The 16,851-nt window shown below is 60.1% G+C and carries 12 protein-coding genes; 4 read left to right on the top strand and 8 right to left on the bottom strand.

The window, feature by feature from the left end; all coding sequences use genetic code 11:
* Positions 1–25: 25 nt before the first annotated feature.
* From EV561_RS25705 to EV561_RS25690, 4 genes are all read right to left on the bottom strand, one after another.
* Entirely contained in the window at positions 26–994 is a 969-nt protein-coding gene (locus tag EV561_RS25705; protein WP_132525830.1) for an ABC transporter permease, read from the bottom strand.
* Positions 995–1,004: 10 nt separating this feature from the next.
* A complete protein-coding gene (locus EV561_RS25700) occupies positions 1,005–2,507 on the bottom strand; it encodes a sugar ABC transporter ATP-binding protein (protein WP_132525828.1) in 1,503 nt (500 codons plus the stop codon).
* A 5-nt stretch (positions 2,508–2,512) separates the two neighbouring features.
* Positions 2,513–3,496: an ABC transporter permease gene (locus EV561_RS25695; protein WP_132525940.1), complete on the bottom strand. Its 984-nt coding sequence runs from the start codon at positions 3,494–3,496 to the stop codon at positions 2,513–2,515.
* Between the two features lie 168 nt (positions 3,497–3,664).
* Positions 3,665–4,744 carry a sugar ABC transporter substrate-binding protein gene (locus EV561_RS25690; RefSeq protein WP_132525826.1) on the bottom strand — a complete coding sequence of 360 codons (1,080 nt, stop codon included), beginning with the start codon at positions 4,742–4,744 and terminating at the stop codon, positions 3,665–3,667.
* A gap of 221 nt (positions 4,745–4,965) precedes the next feature.
* Here EV561_RS25690 and EV561_RS25685 point away from each other — a divergent pair, with 221 nt between their 5' ends.
* The gene (locus EV561_RS25685) at positions 4,966–6,576 is read left to right on the top strand and encodes a GMC family oxidoreductase N-terminal domain-containing protein (protein WP_132525824.1); all 1,611 of its coding nucleotides are present in this window, start codon (positions 4,966–4,968) and stop codon (positions 6,574–6,576) included.
* Between the two features lie 55 nt (positions 6,577–6,631).
* Here the strand turns inward: EV561_RS25685 and EV561_RS25680 are convergent, their stop codons facing one another.
* A complete protein-coding gene (locus EV561_RS25680) occupies positions 6,632–7,630 on the bottom strand; it encodes a glyceraldehyde 3-phosphate dehydrogenase NAD-binding domain-containing protein (RefSeq protein WP_132525822.1) in 999 nt (332 codons plus the stop codon).
* A gap of 286 nt (positions 7,631–7,916) precedes the next feature.
* Here EV561_RS25680 and EV561_RS25675 point away from each other — a divergent pair, with 286 nt between their 5' ends.
* Positions 7,917–9,131, top strand: coding sequence for a pyridoxal phosphate-dependent aminotransferase (locus EV561_RS25675; protein WP_132525820.1), 1,215 nt, complete (start codon positions 7,917–7,919; stop codon positions 9,129–9,131).
* 28 nt (positions 9,132–9,159) lie between these two features.
* Here the strand turns inward: EV561_RS25675 and EV561_RS25670 are convergent, their stop codons facing one another.
* Positions 9,160–10,104, bottom strand: coding sequence for a LysR substrate-binding domain-containing protein (locus EV561_RS25670; RefSeq protein ID WP_132525818.1), 945 nt, complete (start codon positions 10,102–10,104; stop codon positions 9,160–9,162).
* Positions 10,105–10,192: 88 nt separating this feature from the next.
* On the opposite strand from EV561_RS25670, the gene EV561_RS25665 reads away from it, so the two are divergent.
* Together EV561_RS25665 and EV561_RS25660 are read left to right on the top strand one after the other, a co-directional pair.
* Positions 10,193–11,743 (top strand): trimethylamine methyltransferase family protein, encoded by a 1,551-nt coding sequence (locus EV561_RS25665; RefSeq protein ID WP_132525816.1) that lies wholly within the window; start codon positions 10,193–10,195, stop codon positions 11,741–11,743.
* A gap of 752 nt (positions 11,744–12,495) precedes the next feature.
* Positions 12,496–13,527 carry a FecR domain-containing protein gene (locus EV561_RS25660; protein ID WP_132525814.1) on the top strand — a complete coding sequence of 344 codons (1,032 nt, stop codon included), beginning with the start codon at positions 12,496–12,498 and terminating at the stop codon, positions 13,525–13,527.
* Positions 13,528–13,563: 36 nt separating this feature from the next.
* Here EV561_RS25660 and EV561_RS25655 read toward each other — a convergent pair whose 3' ends face one another.
* Together EV561_RS25655 and EV561_RS25650 are read right to left on the bottom strand one after the other, a co-directional pair.
* On the bottom strand, positions 13,564–15,738 hold the full coding sequence (locus EV561_RS25655) for an adenylate/guanylate cyclase domain-containing protein (RefSeq protein WP_281026131.1): 2,175 nt from the start codon (positions 15,736–15,738) through the stop codon (positions 13,564–13,566).
* A 181-nt stretch (positions 15,739–15,919) separates the two neighbouring features.
* Positions 15,920–16,831, bottom strand: coding sequence for a LysR family transcriptional regulator (locus tag EV561_RS25650; protein WP_132525812.1), 912 nt, complete (start codon positions 16,829–16,831; stop codon positions 15,920–15,922).
* Positions 16,832–16,851: the final 20 nt, after the last annotated feature.

Here is a 16,851-nt window from a genome sequence, read left to right as displayed (position 1 = left end):
TCGGATGAGGTCATCTGCCGCTCCATCATTTGATGATCGCGATCTTGCTGCGATCGATGGTGATGGCGACCGCGAGAATGAGGACCGCGCCGAAGACGACATTCTCGGCAAAGATGTTGATGCCGACGAAGGTCATACCGATACGGACGATCGAAATGATCAGCGCACCGACGGCGGTACGCGCGACGCCGCCGAGACCTCCGGTGATAGCCGTACCGCCGACGATGACCGCCGCGATGGCCGGCAGCAGCAGCTGATTGGCGAGATTGGGCGATCCGCTGGACAGGCGGGCAGCAAGAATAACCCCTGCAATCGCGGCCAGCATGCCGGAAACGGCGAAAGCAATGATCTTCGTGCGCTCGACATTGATCCCAGCGGCGATCGCTGCCGGCTCTCCGGCGCCGATCGCCAGGCTATGACGGCCGAAGCGCGTATAGCGAAGACCTGCGAAGGCGAGCAGGCCGATTACGGCGGCAATCCAGATCACCGTCGGCAGACCGGCAAATGTTCCGTTGATCCAAGCCGTATTTTCGCGGCCGCTCTCCTCGATCGTAATCGCGCGCCCGGCCGCGGCCCAGAGCGCAATGCCGGCAACCACGCCGCCGGTTGCAAGCGTCGCGACGAAGGAGGGCACCTTCAGCCGCACATGGACGTAGCCGCTGAGAATGCCGAAAACCAGGCCGGACAGGATCGCGGCCACGAAGGCCAGCATGCCGAACCTGGGCAGCAGTTGCGCGAGGATGACGCTCGACAGCGATGCCACCGACTGGATCGACAGGTCTATGCCGCCAATCAGGATCACGAAAGTGACCCCTGCCGCCAGGATGAACAGAACGGCGGTGTTGGATAGCAAAAGCAGAAGCGTGTCGCCGGTCAGAAAGCCAGGTGCTGCGAGTTCGATGATCAGCACCAATGCGACAAGCAGTGCCGGCGGTATGGCACCCTGCATCCAACCTGCTGCGAGAAGGGCCTTTATATCCTTGATGCGTTCCATGGTTCCCTCCTCACACCATTGCCCGGACAAGATCGACCTGATCGGGCTTGTTGCCCGGCGCCGCATCGAAATGCGCCGTCACCGCTCCATCGCGCATGACAAGCACTCGATGCGAAAGCCCGATCGTTTCCTCCAGCGTGTCGGAGATCAAAAGGATCGCCACACCCTGTGAGGATAGGTCGCGAACCAGCTCGTAGACTTCCTCCTTCGCTCCGACATCGAGCCCGCGGGTGGGATGGTCGAGCACGAGAATGCGCGAGCCGGCCGTCATCCACCGCGCCAGCACCACCTTTTGCTGATTGCCGCCGGAAAGCTTGCGGCAGGCGATGTCCGGCCCCGGTGCCTTGATGCGCAGCCGCTTGATCCATTCGCTGGCCAGCCGGCGCTCGCGACGATAGTCGATCGCACCGTTTCGCATGACCGAGGACAGATCGGCGAGCGAGATGTTCTCGGCAATCGAGAGGAACATGACGAGGCCTTCGACACGCCGCTCGCGCGGTATATAACCTATGCTCTTGCGAACGGCCTGCTCCGGCCTGTGGAAGTGTACCGGCTCACCATTGATTTTCAGGCTGCCGCCGGTATGCGGTAGAAATCCTCCGATCGCACGGGTCACTTCCTCGCGGCCGGAGCCGACAACGCCGGCGATGCCGACGATCTCGCCTGCCCGGATTTCGAGGTCGACATCATGAAACGCGCCGGCGATTGCCAGTCGGCTCGCTTCGACGACAATCTCGCTGCGTGGCGGAAGCTGCTTGTCTTCCTTGTAATAGGTCGCCTGCAGACCACGGCCGACCATGATCTCGTGCAGTGCCGGTCCGGTTACGTCGGCTGCCTGATGTTCGGCAACCACCTGGCCGTCCTTCATGGTGTAGACGCGATCAGAGATGCGCAGCACCTCGTCCAGCCTGTGCGAAACGAAGACAAAGCTGGCGCGAGATTTCAGCGACCGCACACGCTTGAACAGAACGTCGATATCGCTGCCGCTCAAAACGGATGTCGGCTCGTCGAGCAGGATGACCAGCGGACGCGACACTGTTTCTTCCAGCGTCAAAGCTTTTGCCAGTTCGACCATCTGACGTGCCGCGAACGTCAATTCCGATGTGCGCGCCGTCACGTCGATATCGACGCCGATCTTTGCGAGCTGCCGTTTTGCCGCCGCCCGCATGGCTCCCCAATTCACGACGCCGAAGCGAACGAACTGGTCTTCCTGACCGAGGTAGATGTTTTCGGCAACCGAGAGATTGAGCAGCAGCGACTGTTCCTGGAACACCATGCCGATGCCGTGCGCCGCTCCGTCACGGGCATTGCGCAATCTCAGCGGCTGGCCATCCAGCATGAGCGTTCCGCCATCCGGCTGATGGGTTCCCGCAAGGATACGCATCAGCGTCGATTTTCCGGCGCCGTTTTCTCCGATAAGACCGACGACCTCGTTCGGCCGGACTTCCAGCGAGACGCTCTTCAGCGCCGGGACGCTCGCAAAGGATTTGCTGATTTCGTTGGCTGACAACATGGCGGTCACTTCACGATCTGGAGGCGGAGGCGGTCGAGCGACAGGGCGACAGCAGCAATGATCATCAAGCCCTGTACCGTCTGCTGCACGTAGGGCGAAATGCCGAGCAGGATCATGCCGTTGCTGAGAATGGTCACGATCAGTACGCCGATAAAGGTGTTGACGACACCACCCTCGCCCCCGGTCAAGGCCGTGCCGCCGACGACGACTGCAGTCACTGCGGCAAAGAGCCGCCCGTCTGCGATGACTGCGTCGGAGCGGCCGAGCTGGGCGGCGGCAAGAACGCCGGCGACACCGAAGAAGAAGCCGGCCAGACCGAAGGTCATGATGCGCACCCGGCGAAGGTTTATGCCGGAAAGCTCCGCCACGTCCTCGCCGCCGCCGATGGCCATGATGTGGCGACCGAGACGCGTATAGTACTGGATCGTGCAGGCGAAGAGAAAAGCGGCAAGCGCCACCCATACCCCCACCGGCAGGCCGAGAAAGCGAGCGAGCGCGAGGTCACGAATGGACGGGTCCATCAGTCGCACTGCCGATCCCCCGAGCATATAGACCGAAATGCCGAGGCCGATGAACCAGACGCCGAGCGTCGCCATGAAGGACGGAATTCGAAGGAAGGTCTGGATGATGCCGGTCGTAAAACCCATCGCCGTACTGGCCGCGATTGCCGCAAGCACTGCCAGCCAGCCGTAGGAATTGCCATTTGCGTCATTGGTCGCGAGCAGCACCGTCACCATCGCCGCAATCGAGAGCGATCCCTCGACCGAAAGGTCGATGCTGCCCAGAAGAATGATGAAGGTGAGGCCCATGGCGAGCGTCAATGGAACCGCAGCGGAATTTGCGACGCGAACGAGATTGCGCAGCTCGATGAAATTCGGATTGGCGATGGTGATCAGGATGCAGAGCGCGATGAGAACCATCACCGGTGCGTAGGCGCGCAGATGCTTTCGGTTGAGACCGCCGAAGAGGCGGCGTCCATTGTTCGGCATGGCACCTGCCTGTTCACTTTTCGGAATAGTTTTGATGTTTTCGGCGTTGATGGTCAACACAGGCACCTCAAAGCGTCAGCGGGGAGACTGGCGGGCGTCGCAACACACCCGCCAGCATAGGGGCGGCCGCAGAAGGAGCCACGGCCGCCGGGGAAACGATGCATGATGTCAGGCGCGGATGGCGCCCGTCACGCGGCCCCACAGGTCGCTCCAATCGAGCTTCGGATGCGAGTCAATATTGTTCTTGTAGTACTCCTCGACATTGTCCTTCGCGACGAGAACTGCCTTGCCGTAGAATTCGCGGTGCTCCGGCGGTTCCTTGGCGGGATCGAACTTCTTCTGCAGCGCGGCCAGACCGATCGCGAGCCCCATGCCGCCCTGCCAGAAGGGATCTGACGTAACGGTGCAGGCGAACTCGCCCTTGCGGACCGCATCGACCGCGGCCTTGATGCCGTCGACACCGACGACCGGGACCTTGCCGGCGAGATTTTCCGCGCGCAAAGCTTCAAGCGCACCGGTGCCCATGTCGTCATTGGCGGCCCAGACGCCTGTCACGTCGTCGCCGAAGCGTGTCAGAAGATTGCTGGTGAGGTCATAGGCTTCCGACGATTTCCAGTTCGCGACCTGGAAATCGAGGAGCTTGATATTGGGGTTGGCGGCCAGGGCGTCTTCAAGACCCTTCTTGCGCTCGATCGCCGCCGTATTCGAGATCTGGCCGCCGAGCGCGATGATGCCGCCCTTGCCGCCCATCGTCTTGAACAGGATTTCGGAGATCTGTTTGCCGCTGGAGATGCCGTCGAACTCGATATGCGAGACATAGTAAGGGTTGAAGTCTTTTGGGTGCAGATCGTCCGGCTTGTTCCACTGGGTAACGACATAGGCTCCCGCCTTGGCGCAAGCCTCGACGATCGGACGTGCGTCCGGCGTGTCGTTCGGGTCGGAATTCAGCACCATGTTGCCGCCGGTCTTGGCAAGCATGGCCTTGATGTCGGCAATACCCTTCTCGCTGTTGCCCTCCGACACCAGCGTGACGTGGTCCAGCCCGATCGACTGTGCAAAGGCTTCGGCACCGGTCTTCCATACCGCATGGTAAGGATTGGACAGCGAACGGATCGACGTTACGAGCGTCGGCTTGTCGGCCGCGAAGAGTTGCCGGGGCAATGCGGCCACGGTCGCGCCTGCCGCGACGGTGGCGAGAAACGACCGGCGATTCATGGCAGCAAAACGCGAATTAGTCCTGTCAGTCATTCGAAAACCTCCCGTTGAATGACGAAGATCGGGTGTCGTCCTTCTCCTACGACATCCGGATCCAAGAGCGAGTTGGTCATAGCATTTGTACGACAACCCTTCAAGACGATAACCGTACCCTTTCTCTTGACGCGGAGCAAGAGACTTGAGATGGTGACTGCGATTTATTGCCCGGACAATGAGGAGATCCCGGCGCTCGCATAAATTTATCGGAGGAGAGAATGCCTGATTACATCATCGTCGGGGGCGGCTCGGCGGGGTGTGTCCTTGCTGCGCGCCTGAGCGAGGATCCGGATGTTACCGTGACCTTGCTCGAGGCCGGCCCGCGTGACACCAACATGTATATTCATCTGCCGGTCGGCTTCTTCAAGATGACAGCCGGGCCCCTCATCTGGGGATATGAGACGGTGGCGGGCCGTGAACTGGCAGGCCGGAAAATGGTCTATCCGCAGGCGCGGGTGCTTGGCGGCGGCAGTTCGATCAATGCCCAGGTCTTCACCCGCGGATGCCCCGAGGATTACGACGGGTGGCGCGACCTCGAAGGATGCGCCGGCTGGGGTTACGAGGATGTGAGGCCTTATTTCCGCAAATCCGAAGGCAACGATACGTTCGGCGGTCTTCACCATGGTACCGAAGGTCCGCTCGGCGTCAGTTCGCAGGTCCCGCACCCGCTGACACGCGTGTTCGTGCGCGCGGCGCAGGAGGCAGGCCTTCCCTTCAATCCCGACTTCAACGCCGGATCTCAGGCGGGTGCCGGCTTCTACCAGACGACGACACGCGGCGGCCGTCGCAGCAGCACCGCCGTGGGCTATCTCAGGCCCGCTACAGGGCGAAAGAACCTCACCGTCCGCACAGACGCGATGGTCAACCGTATCGTCATCGAGAACGGTTGTGCCGTCGGCATCGAGATCGTCGAAAATGGCCGCCCGGTCATCTTGCGCGCCGACCGCGAAGTCATCCTGACGGCCGGAGCAATCGGCTCGCCAAAAATGCTGATGTTGTCCGGGCTGGGGCCTGCGGACGAGCTGCGCGCGCTCGACATCGACGTTATCAGAGATCTGCCGCAGGTGGGCAAGAACCTGCAGGATCACATGGATGTCGACGTGCTTGCGGAACTTTCCGGTCCCCACGGTATCGATCGCTACAAGAAGCGCCACTGGCAGATTGCTGCTGGCATCGAATATGCCTTGTTCGGCAAAGGACCGGTCGCTTCGAATATCGTCGAGGGCGGCGGCTTCTGGTGGGGCGACAACGAGGAGAAGACGCCGGATATCCAGTTTCATTTCCTTCCCGGCGCCGGCGTGGAAGAGGGTATCGGCAGCGTGCCGGGCGGAAACGGCTGCACGCTCAACTCCTATCACGTGCGTCCGCGTTCGCGCGGTCACGTAAAGCTCCGCTCGAAAGATCCGGCTATCGCCCCCGATATCGATCCCAACGCCTTTGCCGAGCCCTACGATCTCGAGCGCGCCGTCGACGGCATCAAGATCAGCCAGGAAATCCTGTCGCAGCCGGCCTTCAGGCCCTTCGTGAAACGGCTGCATTTGCCGGATGGAACGATCCGCAGCCAGGCGGAATACCGGGAGTTCGCCAGACAATATGCGCGTTCTGCCTATCATCCCGTCGGCACCTGCCGGATGGGCGGCGGCAGCGATTCCGTCGTCGATCCCGAGCTGAAGGTCCGCGGCATCGACCGACTGAGGGTATGCGACAGCTCGGTAATGCCGCGACTAATCTCTTCCAATACGAACGCCGCGACGATCATGATTGCGGAAAAGGCGGCCGATATCCTCAAGGAGGTAACGGACAATCGGACGACGCGAAGCTACGCATGATGTCGTCATTTAGGAGAACTTCAATCGGGTGACGGGCGCTGCGGCGCCCGTTGGTCTAGGGTTTCAGGCCAATTAGGTCGGCAACATCAAGCATCCTGTTTGCAAAGCCCCATTCGTTGTCATACCAGCCGAAGACGCGTAGCAGCCCTCCGGGAGATACGGAGATCTCTGGGCCGGAAATGACAAGCGATTCCGGCCCCGCGCGCATGTCGACCGAAACCAGTGGCTTTTCGATCCAGCCGAGGACGGGTGAACCTGCCGCAATCTGTTTCAGGCGCTCGATCGCCTCATCACGAGTGGGTGCCTGCTTCAGCACCACGGTCAAGTCGATCGCGGAAACGCTTGCCGTTGGAACACGGATCGCACGCGCCTCGATTTTTCCAGCAAGATGTGGAAGTACCTTGCTTAAAAGCTTGTGTGCACTCGTGCTCGTCGGAACCATCGAAAGAGCGGCGGCTCTGCTGCGGGCAAAATCATCCCGCGGTTGATCGACGGTCGGCTGACTTCCGGTATAGCAGTGAACCGTCGTCATCTGCCCACCGATGATCCCATAGGCGTCGTCGATCACTTTCAAGAGCGGCACCAGGGCGTTTGTCGTGCAGGAGCCGTTTGAGATGATGGTTTGTCCGGTGAAGACCTCTTCGTTGGCGCCAAGGATCATCGTGGCATCGGCAGCCTCGGCTGGGCCGGAGATCAGCACCCGTTTGGCTCCAGCCTCCAGGCCCCGAGAGGCATATTCGCGGGTGTAGGGCTGCCCGGTGCATTCTAGTAGGACATCCACTCCCTGAAGATCCAGTCGCCTGACATCGTTCTCGTTGAAGAAGCGGATATTCCGTTTCCCAATCTGCAGTACCTGGTCCAGAGCGGTTACTTCTTCACGCCATGGCCCAAACACGCTGTCGTATTGAAACAGGTAGGCGCAGCTGGCGAGCGGAGCGACGTCGTTGATGAGGACCAGCTCAAAGTTTCGATCGTCATTCAGCAATATCCGCAGGAGCGAACGGCCGATGCGCCCGAACCCGTTGATGGCTATCTTGATCTTCTGCCCGGACACTTTTCCCTCCGAAAAACCGCAGTACCCGATGGTGATAAACAGGGATAAGTCCGCAAGGCAAGCCGGAACGAGTTGTTGGCGAAAACGTCGCGGCCCTTTGCGAAATGCGGGTAGAGCTGCATATACTCCGGCGAACGACTATTCGCTTCGCGACCTCGTCTTTTGCGCAAGCAAGCCAATCATCCACGGCGACATCACCGGCAAAATTGTCTCTGCGTTGAATTCAGGCCTTGCGACGGGGCAGTTCCGGGGGCTTGGCAAATAACTTTTGTGGAGGACTATGCAAATGCTGGACGCAATCGACCGGAAGTTCGCAGCCTTGGCGACGGATAATGCGCCGGGGCAAGAGGTGCGACAGGTCGCCGCAGACCTGACCGGGAAGATGATCGGTGAGAAATTCGATGGTCGGTTGGTGGATTTTTCCCACGGCGATGTCGATGCCTTCCTGCCCGCACCGAACTCCTTCGAAGCGTTCGAACAGGGTGTCCGGGATGGTGGCAAACAGGCATATACGGAGTATCGCGGCTCGCGCGACATTCGTGAGGTGGTGGCCGAGCGGCTGGCAGCTTTCACAGGGGCGCCGATCTCAGGCGATCAGCAGGTTATTCTGACGCCCGGTACGCAAGGCGCGCTGTTTCTGGCCGTCGCGTCCACAGTGGCTGCCGGCGACAAGGTCGCGATTGTTCAGCCGGACTATTTCGCCAACAGAAAGCTCGTCCAGTTCTTTGGCGGCGAGATCGTTCCCGTTCAACTCGGCTATCTCGATGAAGACGAGCTGAAGGGACTCGACCTTGCCGCGCTGGAGGCTGCCTTCGAGGCAGACGCCCGGCTCTTCATTTTCTCTAATCCGAACAATCCCACAGGAGCCGTCTACTCAGCAGATGAGATCGAACAGATCGCGGCTCTCGCAAAACGGTTCGGCGCCACGGTCATCGCCGATCAGCTTTATTCCCGCCTTCTCTATAGCGGCAACACCTATACGCATCTGCGGGCCAAGGCCGGCGACGACAATCTCATTACGATCATGGGGCCGTCGAAGACCGAATCCCTGAGCGGATATCGGCTAGGCGTCGCGTTCGGCTCTGAGAAGATCATTCAGCGGATGGAGAAGCTGCAGGCCATCGTTTCGCTTCGCGCCCCAGGCTACAATCAGGCCGTTTTGCACACCTGGTTTGCGGAACCCGCTGGATGGATGGAGGAGCGAATCCGCTTGCATCAGGCAATTCGCGACGACCTCGTCACGATATTCCGCAGCGCCAACCTTCCGGTCGCGATACCCAAGGCAGGAAGCTACCTGTTCCCGAAGTTGCCCGAGCTGCGCGTTGCGCCAAAGGAATTCGTCGCGCTGTTGCGTCAGCAGGCGAACGTGATCGTGACACCAGGGTCGGAATTCAGTCCGCGAACGCTGACAAGCGTGCGTCTAAATTACTCTCAGGATCGCGCCGCCGCGGTCGCCGCCGCCAAGCGGATTGTCTCCATGGTAGAAACCTACGCGAGATGAACCCGGTATCTCAGGGCTCCAAGGGCAATTACGTGGAACCGAGATGCAGCTCGTCCTTCGAATGGCTGCGTCTTCCCTCTTCGACCAGCCAATCACGCACACGCCGTGCCTGAGCGTTCAGTTCACGTGATCGGGGCCAGACCACATGGAAGGCAAGATTTGTATCGAGGACGTGGCTGCCAACAGCGACAAGCGCACCCGATCGAAGCTGTTCTTCGACCAGGTGCTGCCATCCGAGCGCCACGCCTTCGCCTGCCAGGACGGCCTGAATAACGAGGACGTAGTCATTGATTGCCAGCCGCCGGGGCTGGGCGGAGTAGCGAACCCCAGCGCTTGCGAACCATTCGGACCAGTCGCAGGCCGCCCTCACAGGCTCTTCCAGATGGATCAACGGCAGTTGCAGCAAATCTTCGGGACGCTCGGGACGTCCGCGTTTTTCAACGAAGCTCGAACTGGCGACCGGAAAGACGATCTCCGGTGCCAGCATCACGGAATGATATCGCGGCCAGTTTGCCGGATCGCCACCTCGCACGCCGAGCGGGATCGGCTCATCGTCCAGATCGAGGTCCCGGACGCTCGTCTGGATGCGTAGGTCGATATCCGGGAGGTCGGCACGCAGCCGGGCGAGCCGTGGCAGCATCCACATCGAGCCGAAGGCGGTCGATGCAGCAAGCGTGACATTGGATTCCCGTCCTTTCATGCGAATATCTTCCGCCGACTTCTGGATACGCGACAGGCCAACGGTGACGTCCACGTGGAACCTCTCGCCAGCATCGGTCAACTCGACACTGCGGTGCTCGCGATGGAAGAGCGGCACGCCAAGCTGGTCCTCAAGCTTTCTGACGGCATAAGAGACGGCAGCCTGGGTCATGCCGAGTTCTTCGGCCGCCCGGCTGAAATTCTGGTGACGCCCCGCTGCCTCGAAGATGATCAGGCTCGACGCGGAAGGCAGCAGTCTTCGAAACGTTTCCATAAATAGAGCTTATACAAAGACCAAGTTTTTTCCAGCGTCACAAAGCGTCGATGTCGTCCTAGCCTCTGTTCAAATTATGGAGGCGGATATGACCGAAGCGGCAATCGAGGAAGGGACTGTCAGGCGGGGACGCAGTGGAAGGGCTGCGCGTCGCGATGGAAACGCGAAGCCGCACGGTGCCCCGTACATCGTCCGCAATATTCCGACCTATGACATCCTGTCGGAAGAAAACCTTCAGAAGATCGAGCGGACCGCGGATCGTATCCTCGCAGAGATCGGCATCGAGTTCCGCGATGATCCCGCGGCGGTCGATCACTGGAAGCGAGCCGGAGCGAAGGTCGACGGTGTCCGGGTCAAATTCGAGCCGGGGATGCTCCATGAGATCGTTGCATTGGCGCCGAGGGAGTTTACGCAGCACGCCAGAAATCCGGCCAACAGCGTTCAGATCGGGGGCGACAAGGTCGTCTTCTCCCCGGCCTATGGTTCACCTTTCGTCATGGATCTCGATAAAGGACGCCGTTACGGCACGATCGAGGATTTTCGGAATTTCATAAAACTCGCCCAGGCAAGCCCGTGGCTGCACCATTCCGGCGGCACCATCTGCGAGCCGGTCGACGTGCCCGTCAACAAGCGCCATCTCGACATGGTCTACAGCCACATAAAATATTCTGACCGCGCCTTCATGGGTTCGGTGACGGCAGAAGATCGTGCCGAAGATTCGATCGAGATGACGCGCATTCTTTTCGGCGCCGATTTTGTCGACCGGAACTGTGTTATCCTGGGCAATGTCAACGTCAACTCGCCGCTCGTCTGGGACGGCACCATGACGAAATCGCTGCGAGCCTATGCCCGTGCCAATCAGGCCGCCGTCATCGTGCCCTTCATTCTCGGCGGTGCGATGGGTCCGGTCACCAATGCCGGAGCCATTGCGCAATCCTACGCCGAGACCCTGGCGGGCTGTGCCCTGACCCAACTCGAGCGTAGGGGCGCGCCGGTCATCTTCGGAAACTTCCTCTCGTCCATGTCGCTTCGATCGGGGTCTCCGACCTTCGGCACACCGGAACCGGCCATCGGCTCGATGGTCATCGGTCAACTCGCACGGCGACTGAAGCTCCCCCTGCGCTGCGCGGGAAATTTCTCGAATTCCAAGCTGCCGGACGGTCAGGCCATGCAGGAGGGCCTGATGTCGATGCTATCGGCAATTCACTGCGGAGCGAACTTCATCCTCCACTCAGCCGGCTTCCTGGATGGGCTTCTCGCCATGTCCTACGAGAAATTCGTGATGGACACAGACCTCTGCGGCGCGCTGCACTCCTATCTTGCCGGCGTCACCGTCGATGACAATACGCTCGCCTTCGATGCCTTCGAAGAGGTCGGGCCAGGTAGCCATTTCTTAGGCTCGGCTCACACGATGCGGAACTACCAGACCGCATTCTGGGATTCTACGCTTTCAGACAATGAGCCCTTTGAGAAATGGAGCGAGGAAGGCGGTTCGACCGATATCGCAACCCGCGCCAACAGGCAGTGGAAGCGGACGCTCGAAAGCTACGAAGAGCCGCCCCTCGACATCGCGATCGACGAGGCCCTCGGCGACTTTATGAACAGACGCAAAGCGTCGATGGCTGACGGCTGGTATTAAGGATTCCCGCAGCCCAGCGACCGCTTTCATTTCCCGGCAATCACCGCCGCATCGGTAGGAAACGTTCATTCAATCGCCGGGATCACGTATTGATGACTCCCGCAATGATGATTGAATTGCGCCGACTCGACTCCCCCAAGCAACGCTGCTTTAGTTAGCCAGGTTCTGCGTTAATAGAGCGAGGCAGGCGAACGTGGTGAGAATTGATTGGGATGAGCGACACGATCGCAGAAGCCAAACGTTGAAATTCTGTACTGCATTACTTGTAACCGTCGCGTTTTCGGCTCTTCCAATATTATACGTATGCTGGGACATGGGGTTGTAAGAGTTTACCTTACGTAAGGCTGATTGTTTTCAACCCCATGTCTTTTTTAAATTTCGAGAAAATTAGCGGATGCTAGTTTATCACAAGCCTGCAGGGGGACGCAGGCGTGGCCGTCGCCGGTATTAAGATGAGCGCTGGCGACGGCCTTTGATCTCTGGATATTGGGCTGGACTGTCCGGTTCGCCAGCCAAGATCTCAATACCTCATATCCGTATCTTCCGGAACAGTTGGCCTTTGGCGGACTGACCAGCGTCAGATCGCCCCATCGTCGGCCTGATCGCCCTCGATATCATCTCCAGCTGAAACGGCATCGCGAAGGCGAAAACTCACCCGCACGGAACTCCAACGGCATCCTTTTTACCCAGAAAGGATGATGGGACGTGAGCCCTTATCCCATGGTAAAACCTGATCACTTGGGGAGGGTTCGATGTTGCATCTGCGGGCCGCCGCATTCGTGTTGTTCAGCGTTATCCTACTCGCCCCGTTGCAGTCGAAAGCCGCCGAGGAGGTTGGCCAAGCCGTTTTGATCAAAACCGAGGTTTCGGGTGACGGCGGTCCCCTAGCCGTCGACGATCGCGTGCATCGCGACGAGCGAATCCGCACCTCGCAATCCGGCCTGGGTCAGTTCACCTTTCGTGACGGTACCAAGCTCGCGGTCGGCTGGGGCTCTTCCGTGGTCATCGACAAGTTCGTTTTCGATGATTCCGGCTCGGTGAAGAAGCTCACCATAAAGGCCGCGAAGGGAACGTTTCGCTGGATCAGCGGAAATTCGAACTCCTCCGCCTACCAGATCGTGACACCTGCGGGGACGATCGGGGTGCGCGGAACTGCGTTTGATTTCTATGTCGATCGTAATGGCCGGACGGCGGTCGTTCTCCTGAATGGTGCCGTCCAATTCTGCGGAGCGGGCGGTTGCAAACAGTTGAAGCAAAAATGCGATGTGGTCGTCGCCTCACCGAGTGGCGGCGTGAGCGATGCCCGCAGGGTCAATCGCGATGTCTTAAGGACGCTCGGCAATCAGCAGGCTCTGCCGTTCCTGTCTGGCGACCAACAGCTCGCCGGGCAATTGGGTTTTGCCGGCTCAGGAGGATGCGGTCTGGCCACCGCGACAAGAGAGCGGCCGAATGGGATTTCTCCCCGAGCCGCGCCGCCATCCGCACCGGCTCCCCAGAGGGCACCGGATACTCCCACGGCTCCAAGCTCGCCGGCGGCGCCCAGCGCACCTGCAGCGCCGCAAGCGCCGAGCACACCGAACACCCCCGACCCTCCGAGCACGCCGGGTAAGCCCAATGGTCCGGACAAGGATCACGACGGCCGGGGCAGGCATCACGATCGCGACCACGATCATGATCATGACCGTGACGGTAGACACGACCACGGCTGGGGCCGGGACAACCACGGACGTGGGCGAGGGGATCATGACGGGGGTCGAAATAATGGTGGAGATCACCATCGATAACGCCTCGCCCCCGCCAGGCATCGATCAGGGATCCAATCATGTCTCGACGTGATCCGTCCTGACTGCCGGGTCGGAGAGAAAGTGATCGGACCGGCGCGAGATCCGCTCGTAAAATCCGGGCAGGCCCGTTGCCAAGATCGCCGCCTTGCGTTTTGCGGCGCCGAGAAGCTTGCGACTGCTCGTCGACCGCGTTCGCAAGACATCGACGAGCTGTCGGTGAAGAGCCTGAAGCTCGACAAATGCGGCAGATTTCGCCATGCCGGCGTCACCCACGACAGCAAAGAGCGTGGTCCGGGTGCTTTTTCCCTTGAGCGTCAGCGCGCCCGCCTCCAGCAATGCTGACGCAGGCAGTAAGCGCGCTGTCGTGTCGGACACCAGGATATCGAAGTTGATATCCTTGCAAGTGGATTCGATGCGCGCGGCGATGTTGACCGCGTCACCGACAGCCGAGTAGTTGAAGCGTGTCTGCGCCCCCATGTTTCCAACGCAGGCAAGTCCCGTGTGTATGCCGATGCCTATGCCGACCTTTCGTTCGGGACCGAAGCCGAACGCATCGCTGTCATTGAGACGCGTGAGCGTTTCCCGCATGCCAAGCGCGGCATGGACAGCCTTGCCGGCATGATCGACGACATCCACGGGAGCGTTCCAGAAAGCCATGATGGAGTCGCCGATGAACTTGTCGAGCGTGCCCTCGTTTGCGATGACGTGGTGGCTCAGCGCATCGAGCAACGTGTTGAGGAAATTGACGACGGCTGCCGGCGTCATCGCTTCGCTGATCTGGGTGAAGTTTCGCACATCGACGAACATGACGGTCAGCTCGCGATCGTCGCCCCCGAGACGCAAGGCGTCTCGCGTATGCTCGACGCGATAGAGCAGAGACGGCGAGAGATAGTGGCCGAAAGCCCGCCGTACGTCGCGCCGCTCGCGATCGGTCACGAGGAAGCGGAATGCCGTGGCGGCGAAATGGGTGATGGAGCCGGCGACGATCGGTGCCAAGGGGTCGAAGAGGAGACCAGCATAGAGGAACGCTGCCCATGATGCAGCAAGCGCGAGCAATGTTATCAACAGCCCGCAAGCGAGCGCGACCGCTGGAGTAACGAAAGTGGTCAGGATAACCAACAAGCTACCCAGCACGGCAATAGACAAAATCTCCATTCCATTTGCCCAATCCGGCCGGGAAAGGAAATGCCCGGAAAGGATCTGCTCGACGATCTGCGCATGGATGGAAACGCCCGGGACATTTTCACCCAGCGCCGTGGTGCGGACGTCCTGAAGGCCGGCCGCTGAGGTGCCGACAAAAACGATGCTGCCTTCGATGGCCGATCTGACATCAGCAGAAGGCCCCTCCGGAGCCAAGACCTTGCTCGCGGAAATATATCTTTCAGATGTGTCTGGGCTGACATAGAGCCAAAGCTCGCCCGAAGCCGTTACCGGGACGACGAAATCCCCGATCTTCGCGCGGGTCATCGTGTTTGGCGTGTCCGGGGCACCGGCCAGCACGTAGGTGGACGAGCCCTGTGCTACGCGCAGCGCCTCGAGCGCAAGGCTGGGATAGAGCTGCTTGCCGTCGCTGAGAAATAGCGGGACGGCTCGCACCACAGCGGAGGATGCGCCCGGATTGAGGCTGATATGTCCGATGCCCGTGGCATTGGCCTGCAGCTGTGGCCTTAGTGGCGTGGCGGCCTTGATGGCGGGAGGTGCCCCGACAGGGCTTTCGCCGGTGAAGGCAAAGCCGGCCAGCACGGGGGGCAGATAATTGCCCTCGTTCGAAAGACCAAAGCCCAGCACCACCGGTTTTCCGGTCAGCGATTTCGCGAAAATCTCGTCATTGTCCGGCAATTGGCTGAGAAGCGACGGATCGATGCCGCTGACATCGCGAACGACATTGCGTGGCGACAGGCGATCGGGCTCCGCGAACAGAACATCGAACGCAATTGCCGAGGCTCCCATATCGGAAAGCCTGTCTACCAGCGCGGCGACCCGATTTCTCGGCCATGGCCACTGCCCGAATTCCCGAAGAGACGCTTCGTCGATGTCTATGACGCGGACGGGCACATTCTCGAATTTCCTCGGGACCAGGCGCTGATATTGGTCAAACGTCAAATCACGGGCCAGTTGCAGCAACTGCGGGTCGCTCGCCCGCAAGATCGTCAGCACTGCGACAATGGCAAGACCGACAATGACGCCAACCTGTTGTGCGCGTGTCACCATTATGGTGCCGGTCCCTCTTTGCCGGAAGCCAAACAATAAATACTATTTCGTCGAGACTGCCCTGTTTATTATCCTGCTGCCGCGCCAAGCGAAGTATATGCTGCATCGTTGTTGCTATGGATGCAATGGCGAAGGTCTGAAAGGCAAGCAGAGCCTCGACAAACCGTGAAATCATGCTGCCTTACGGCATCTTTTCATCGACTTCCAGGTAGCGCATCTTCTCCAGTACCCGACTGGTTGTCCGCTCGACAGCAACCGTCTTCGGGTCCGTCACGCCGGCTCTCGATCCGAGGAAGAGCCTGCCGTTCTCGATCCTGGGGCTGGAAGGCAGCAGCTGTATGCTCCCTTCCGCGACATAGCGATCAGCCATCCGCGTCGGCAGAATGCCCGCGCCCAGGCCTGCCGCTACCAGCTCGGGGATTACTGCAACGCTGTTGCAGATACTGACCTTCTCCGGCTGTATTCCGGCAAGCGCAAACCAGTGGGTGATCTGGCGATACATGGCGGAAGGCGGCGGATTCGAGATGATCGGCTTGTCCCACAGGTCCTTGGGTTCAACCGAGCTGCCCATCTTCCACGAGGCTGGAGCAACCCAATGTGTCGGTTGCGGGCCTAGCGGCTTCAGCGCCAGTTTTTCGTGCCCGGTCGGATTGAGCAGGACCGCAACATCGAGCTTGTCGTCCAGAAGCGAGGATTCCAGCGTCGTGCTGGTCGAGACAACCCATTCCGGCTGTAGTGCCGGATGATCCTCCAGGAGGCCCGCCAGCAGCGGCGCCAGACAATTGACCGCGAAACCCTCTGCCAAACCGACACGAATGGCGCCCACCACAGCGCCGGCCGGATCCTGTTGCTGGATACCTTGCACTTCCGTCATGATCGCCTTGACGCGGGGCAGCAGCAGGCGGCCCTCCGCCGTCATGACAAGGCCCCGGCTCGAGCGCTCCAGCAATTCTACGCCTAGCGCTTCGCCGAGATCCTTCAAACGCAACGAGACCGTTGGCTGCGCGAGATTGAGATGCTGCGCCGCCCTTTGCGCCGAGCCAAGTTGAACCGTCCAGTAAAAGGCTTCGACCTGGGCGAGCGTTATCCGCATATTGAATAATCCTATATCCC

The organism is Rhizobium sp. BK376 (assembly GCF_004341625.1).
GTDB lineage: Bacteria > Pseudomonadota > Alphaproteobacteria > Rhizobiales > Rhizobiaceae > Rhizobium.
Note: the sequence above shows the minus strand (reverse complement) of the source record. Positions and strands in the feature narration are given on the sequence as shown.

Coding starts and splice junctions, on each gene's coding strand:
- EV561_RS25665 (WP_132525816.1), top strand. CDS start 10,193: ATGACCGAAGCGGCAATCGAGGAAGGGACTGTCAGGCGGGGACGCAGT.
- EV561_RS25685 (WP_132525824.1), top strand. CDS start 4,966: ATGCCTGATTACATCATCGTCGGGGGCGGCTCGGCGGGGTGTGTCCTT.
- EV561_RS25700 (WP_132525828.1), bottom strand. CDS start 2,507: ATGTTGTCAGCCAACGAAATCAGCAAATCCTTTGCGAGCGTCCCGGCG.
- EV561_RS25655 (WP_281026131.1), bottom strand. CDS start 15,738: ATGGTGACACGCGCACAACAGGTTGGCGTCATTGTCGGTCTTGCCATT.
- EV561_RS25690 (WP_132525826.1), bottom strand. CDS start 4,744: ATGACTGACAGGACTAATTCGCGTTTTGCTGCCATGAATCGCCGGTCG.
- EV561_RS25660 (WP_132525814.1), top strand. CDS start 12,496: ATGTTGCATCTGCGGGCCGCCGCATTCGTGTTGTTCAGCGTTATCCTA.
- EV561_RS25675 (WP_132525820.1), top strand. CDS start 7,917: ATGCTGGACGCAATCGACCGGAAGTTCGCAGCCTTGGCGACGGATAAT.
- EV561_RS25695 (WP_132525940.1), bottom strand. CDS start 3,496: ATGCCGAACAATGGACGCCGCCTCTTCGGCGGTCTCAACCGAAAGCAT.
- EV561_RS25670 (WP_132525818.1), bottom strand. CDS start 10,104: ATGGAAACGTTTCGAAGACTGCTGCCTTCCGCGTCGAGCCTGATCATC.
- EV561_RS25650 (WP_132525812.1), bottom strand. CDS start 16,831: ATGCGGATAACGCTCGCCCAGGTCGAAGCCTTTTACTGGACGGTTCAA.
- EV561_RS25705 (WP_132525830.1), bottom strand. CDS start 994: ATGGAACGCATCAAGGATATAAAGGCCCTTCTCGCAGCAGGTTGGATG.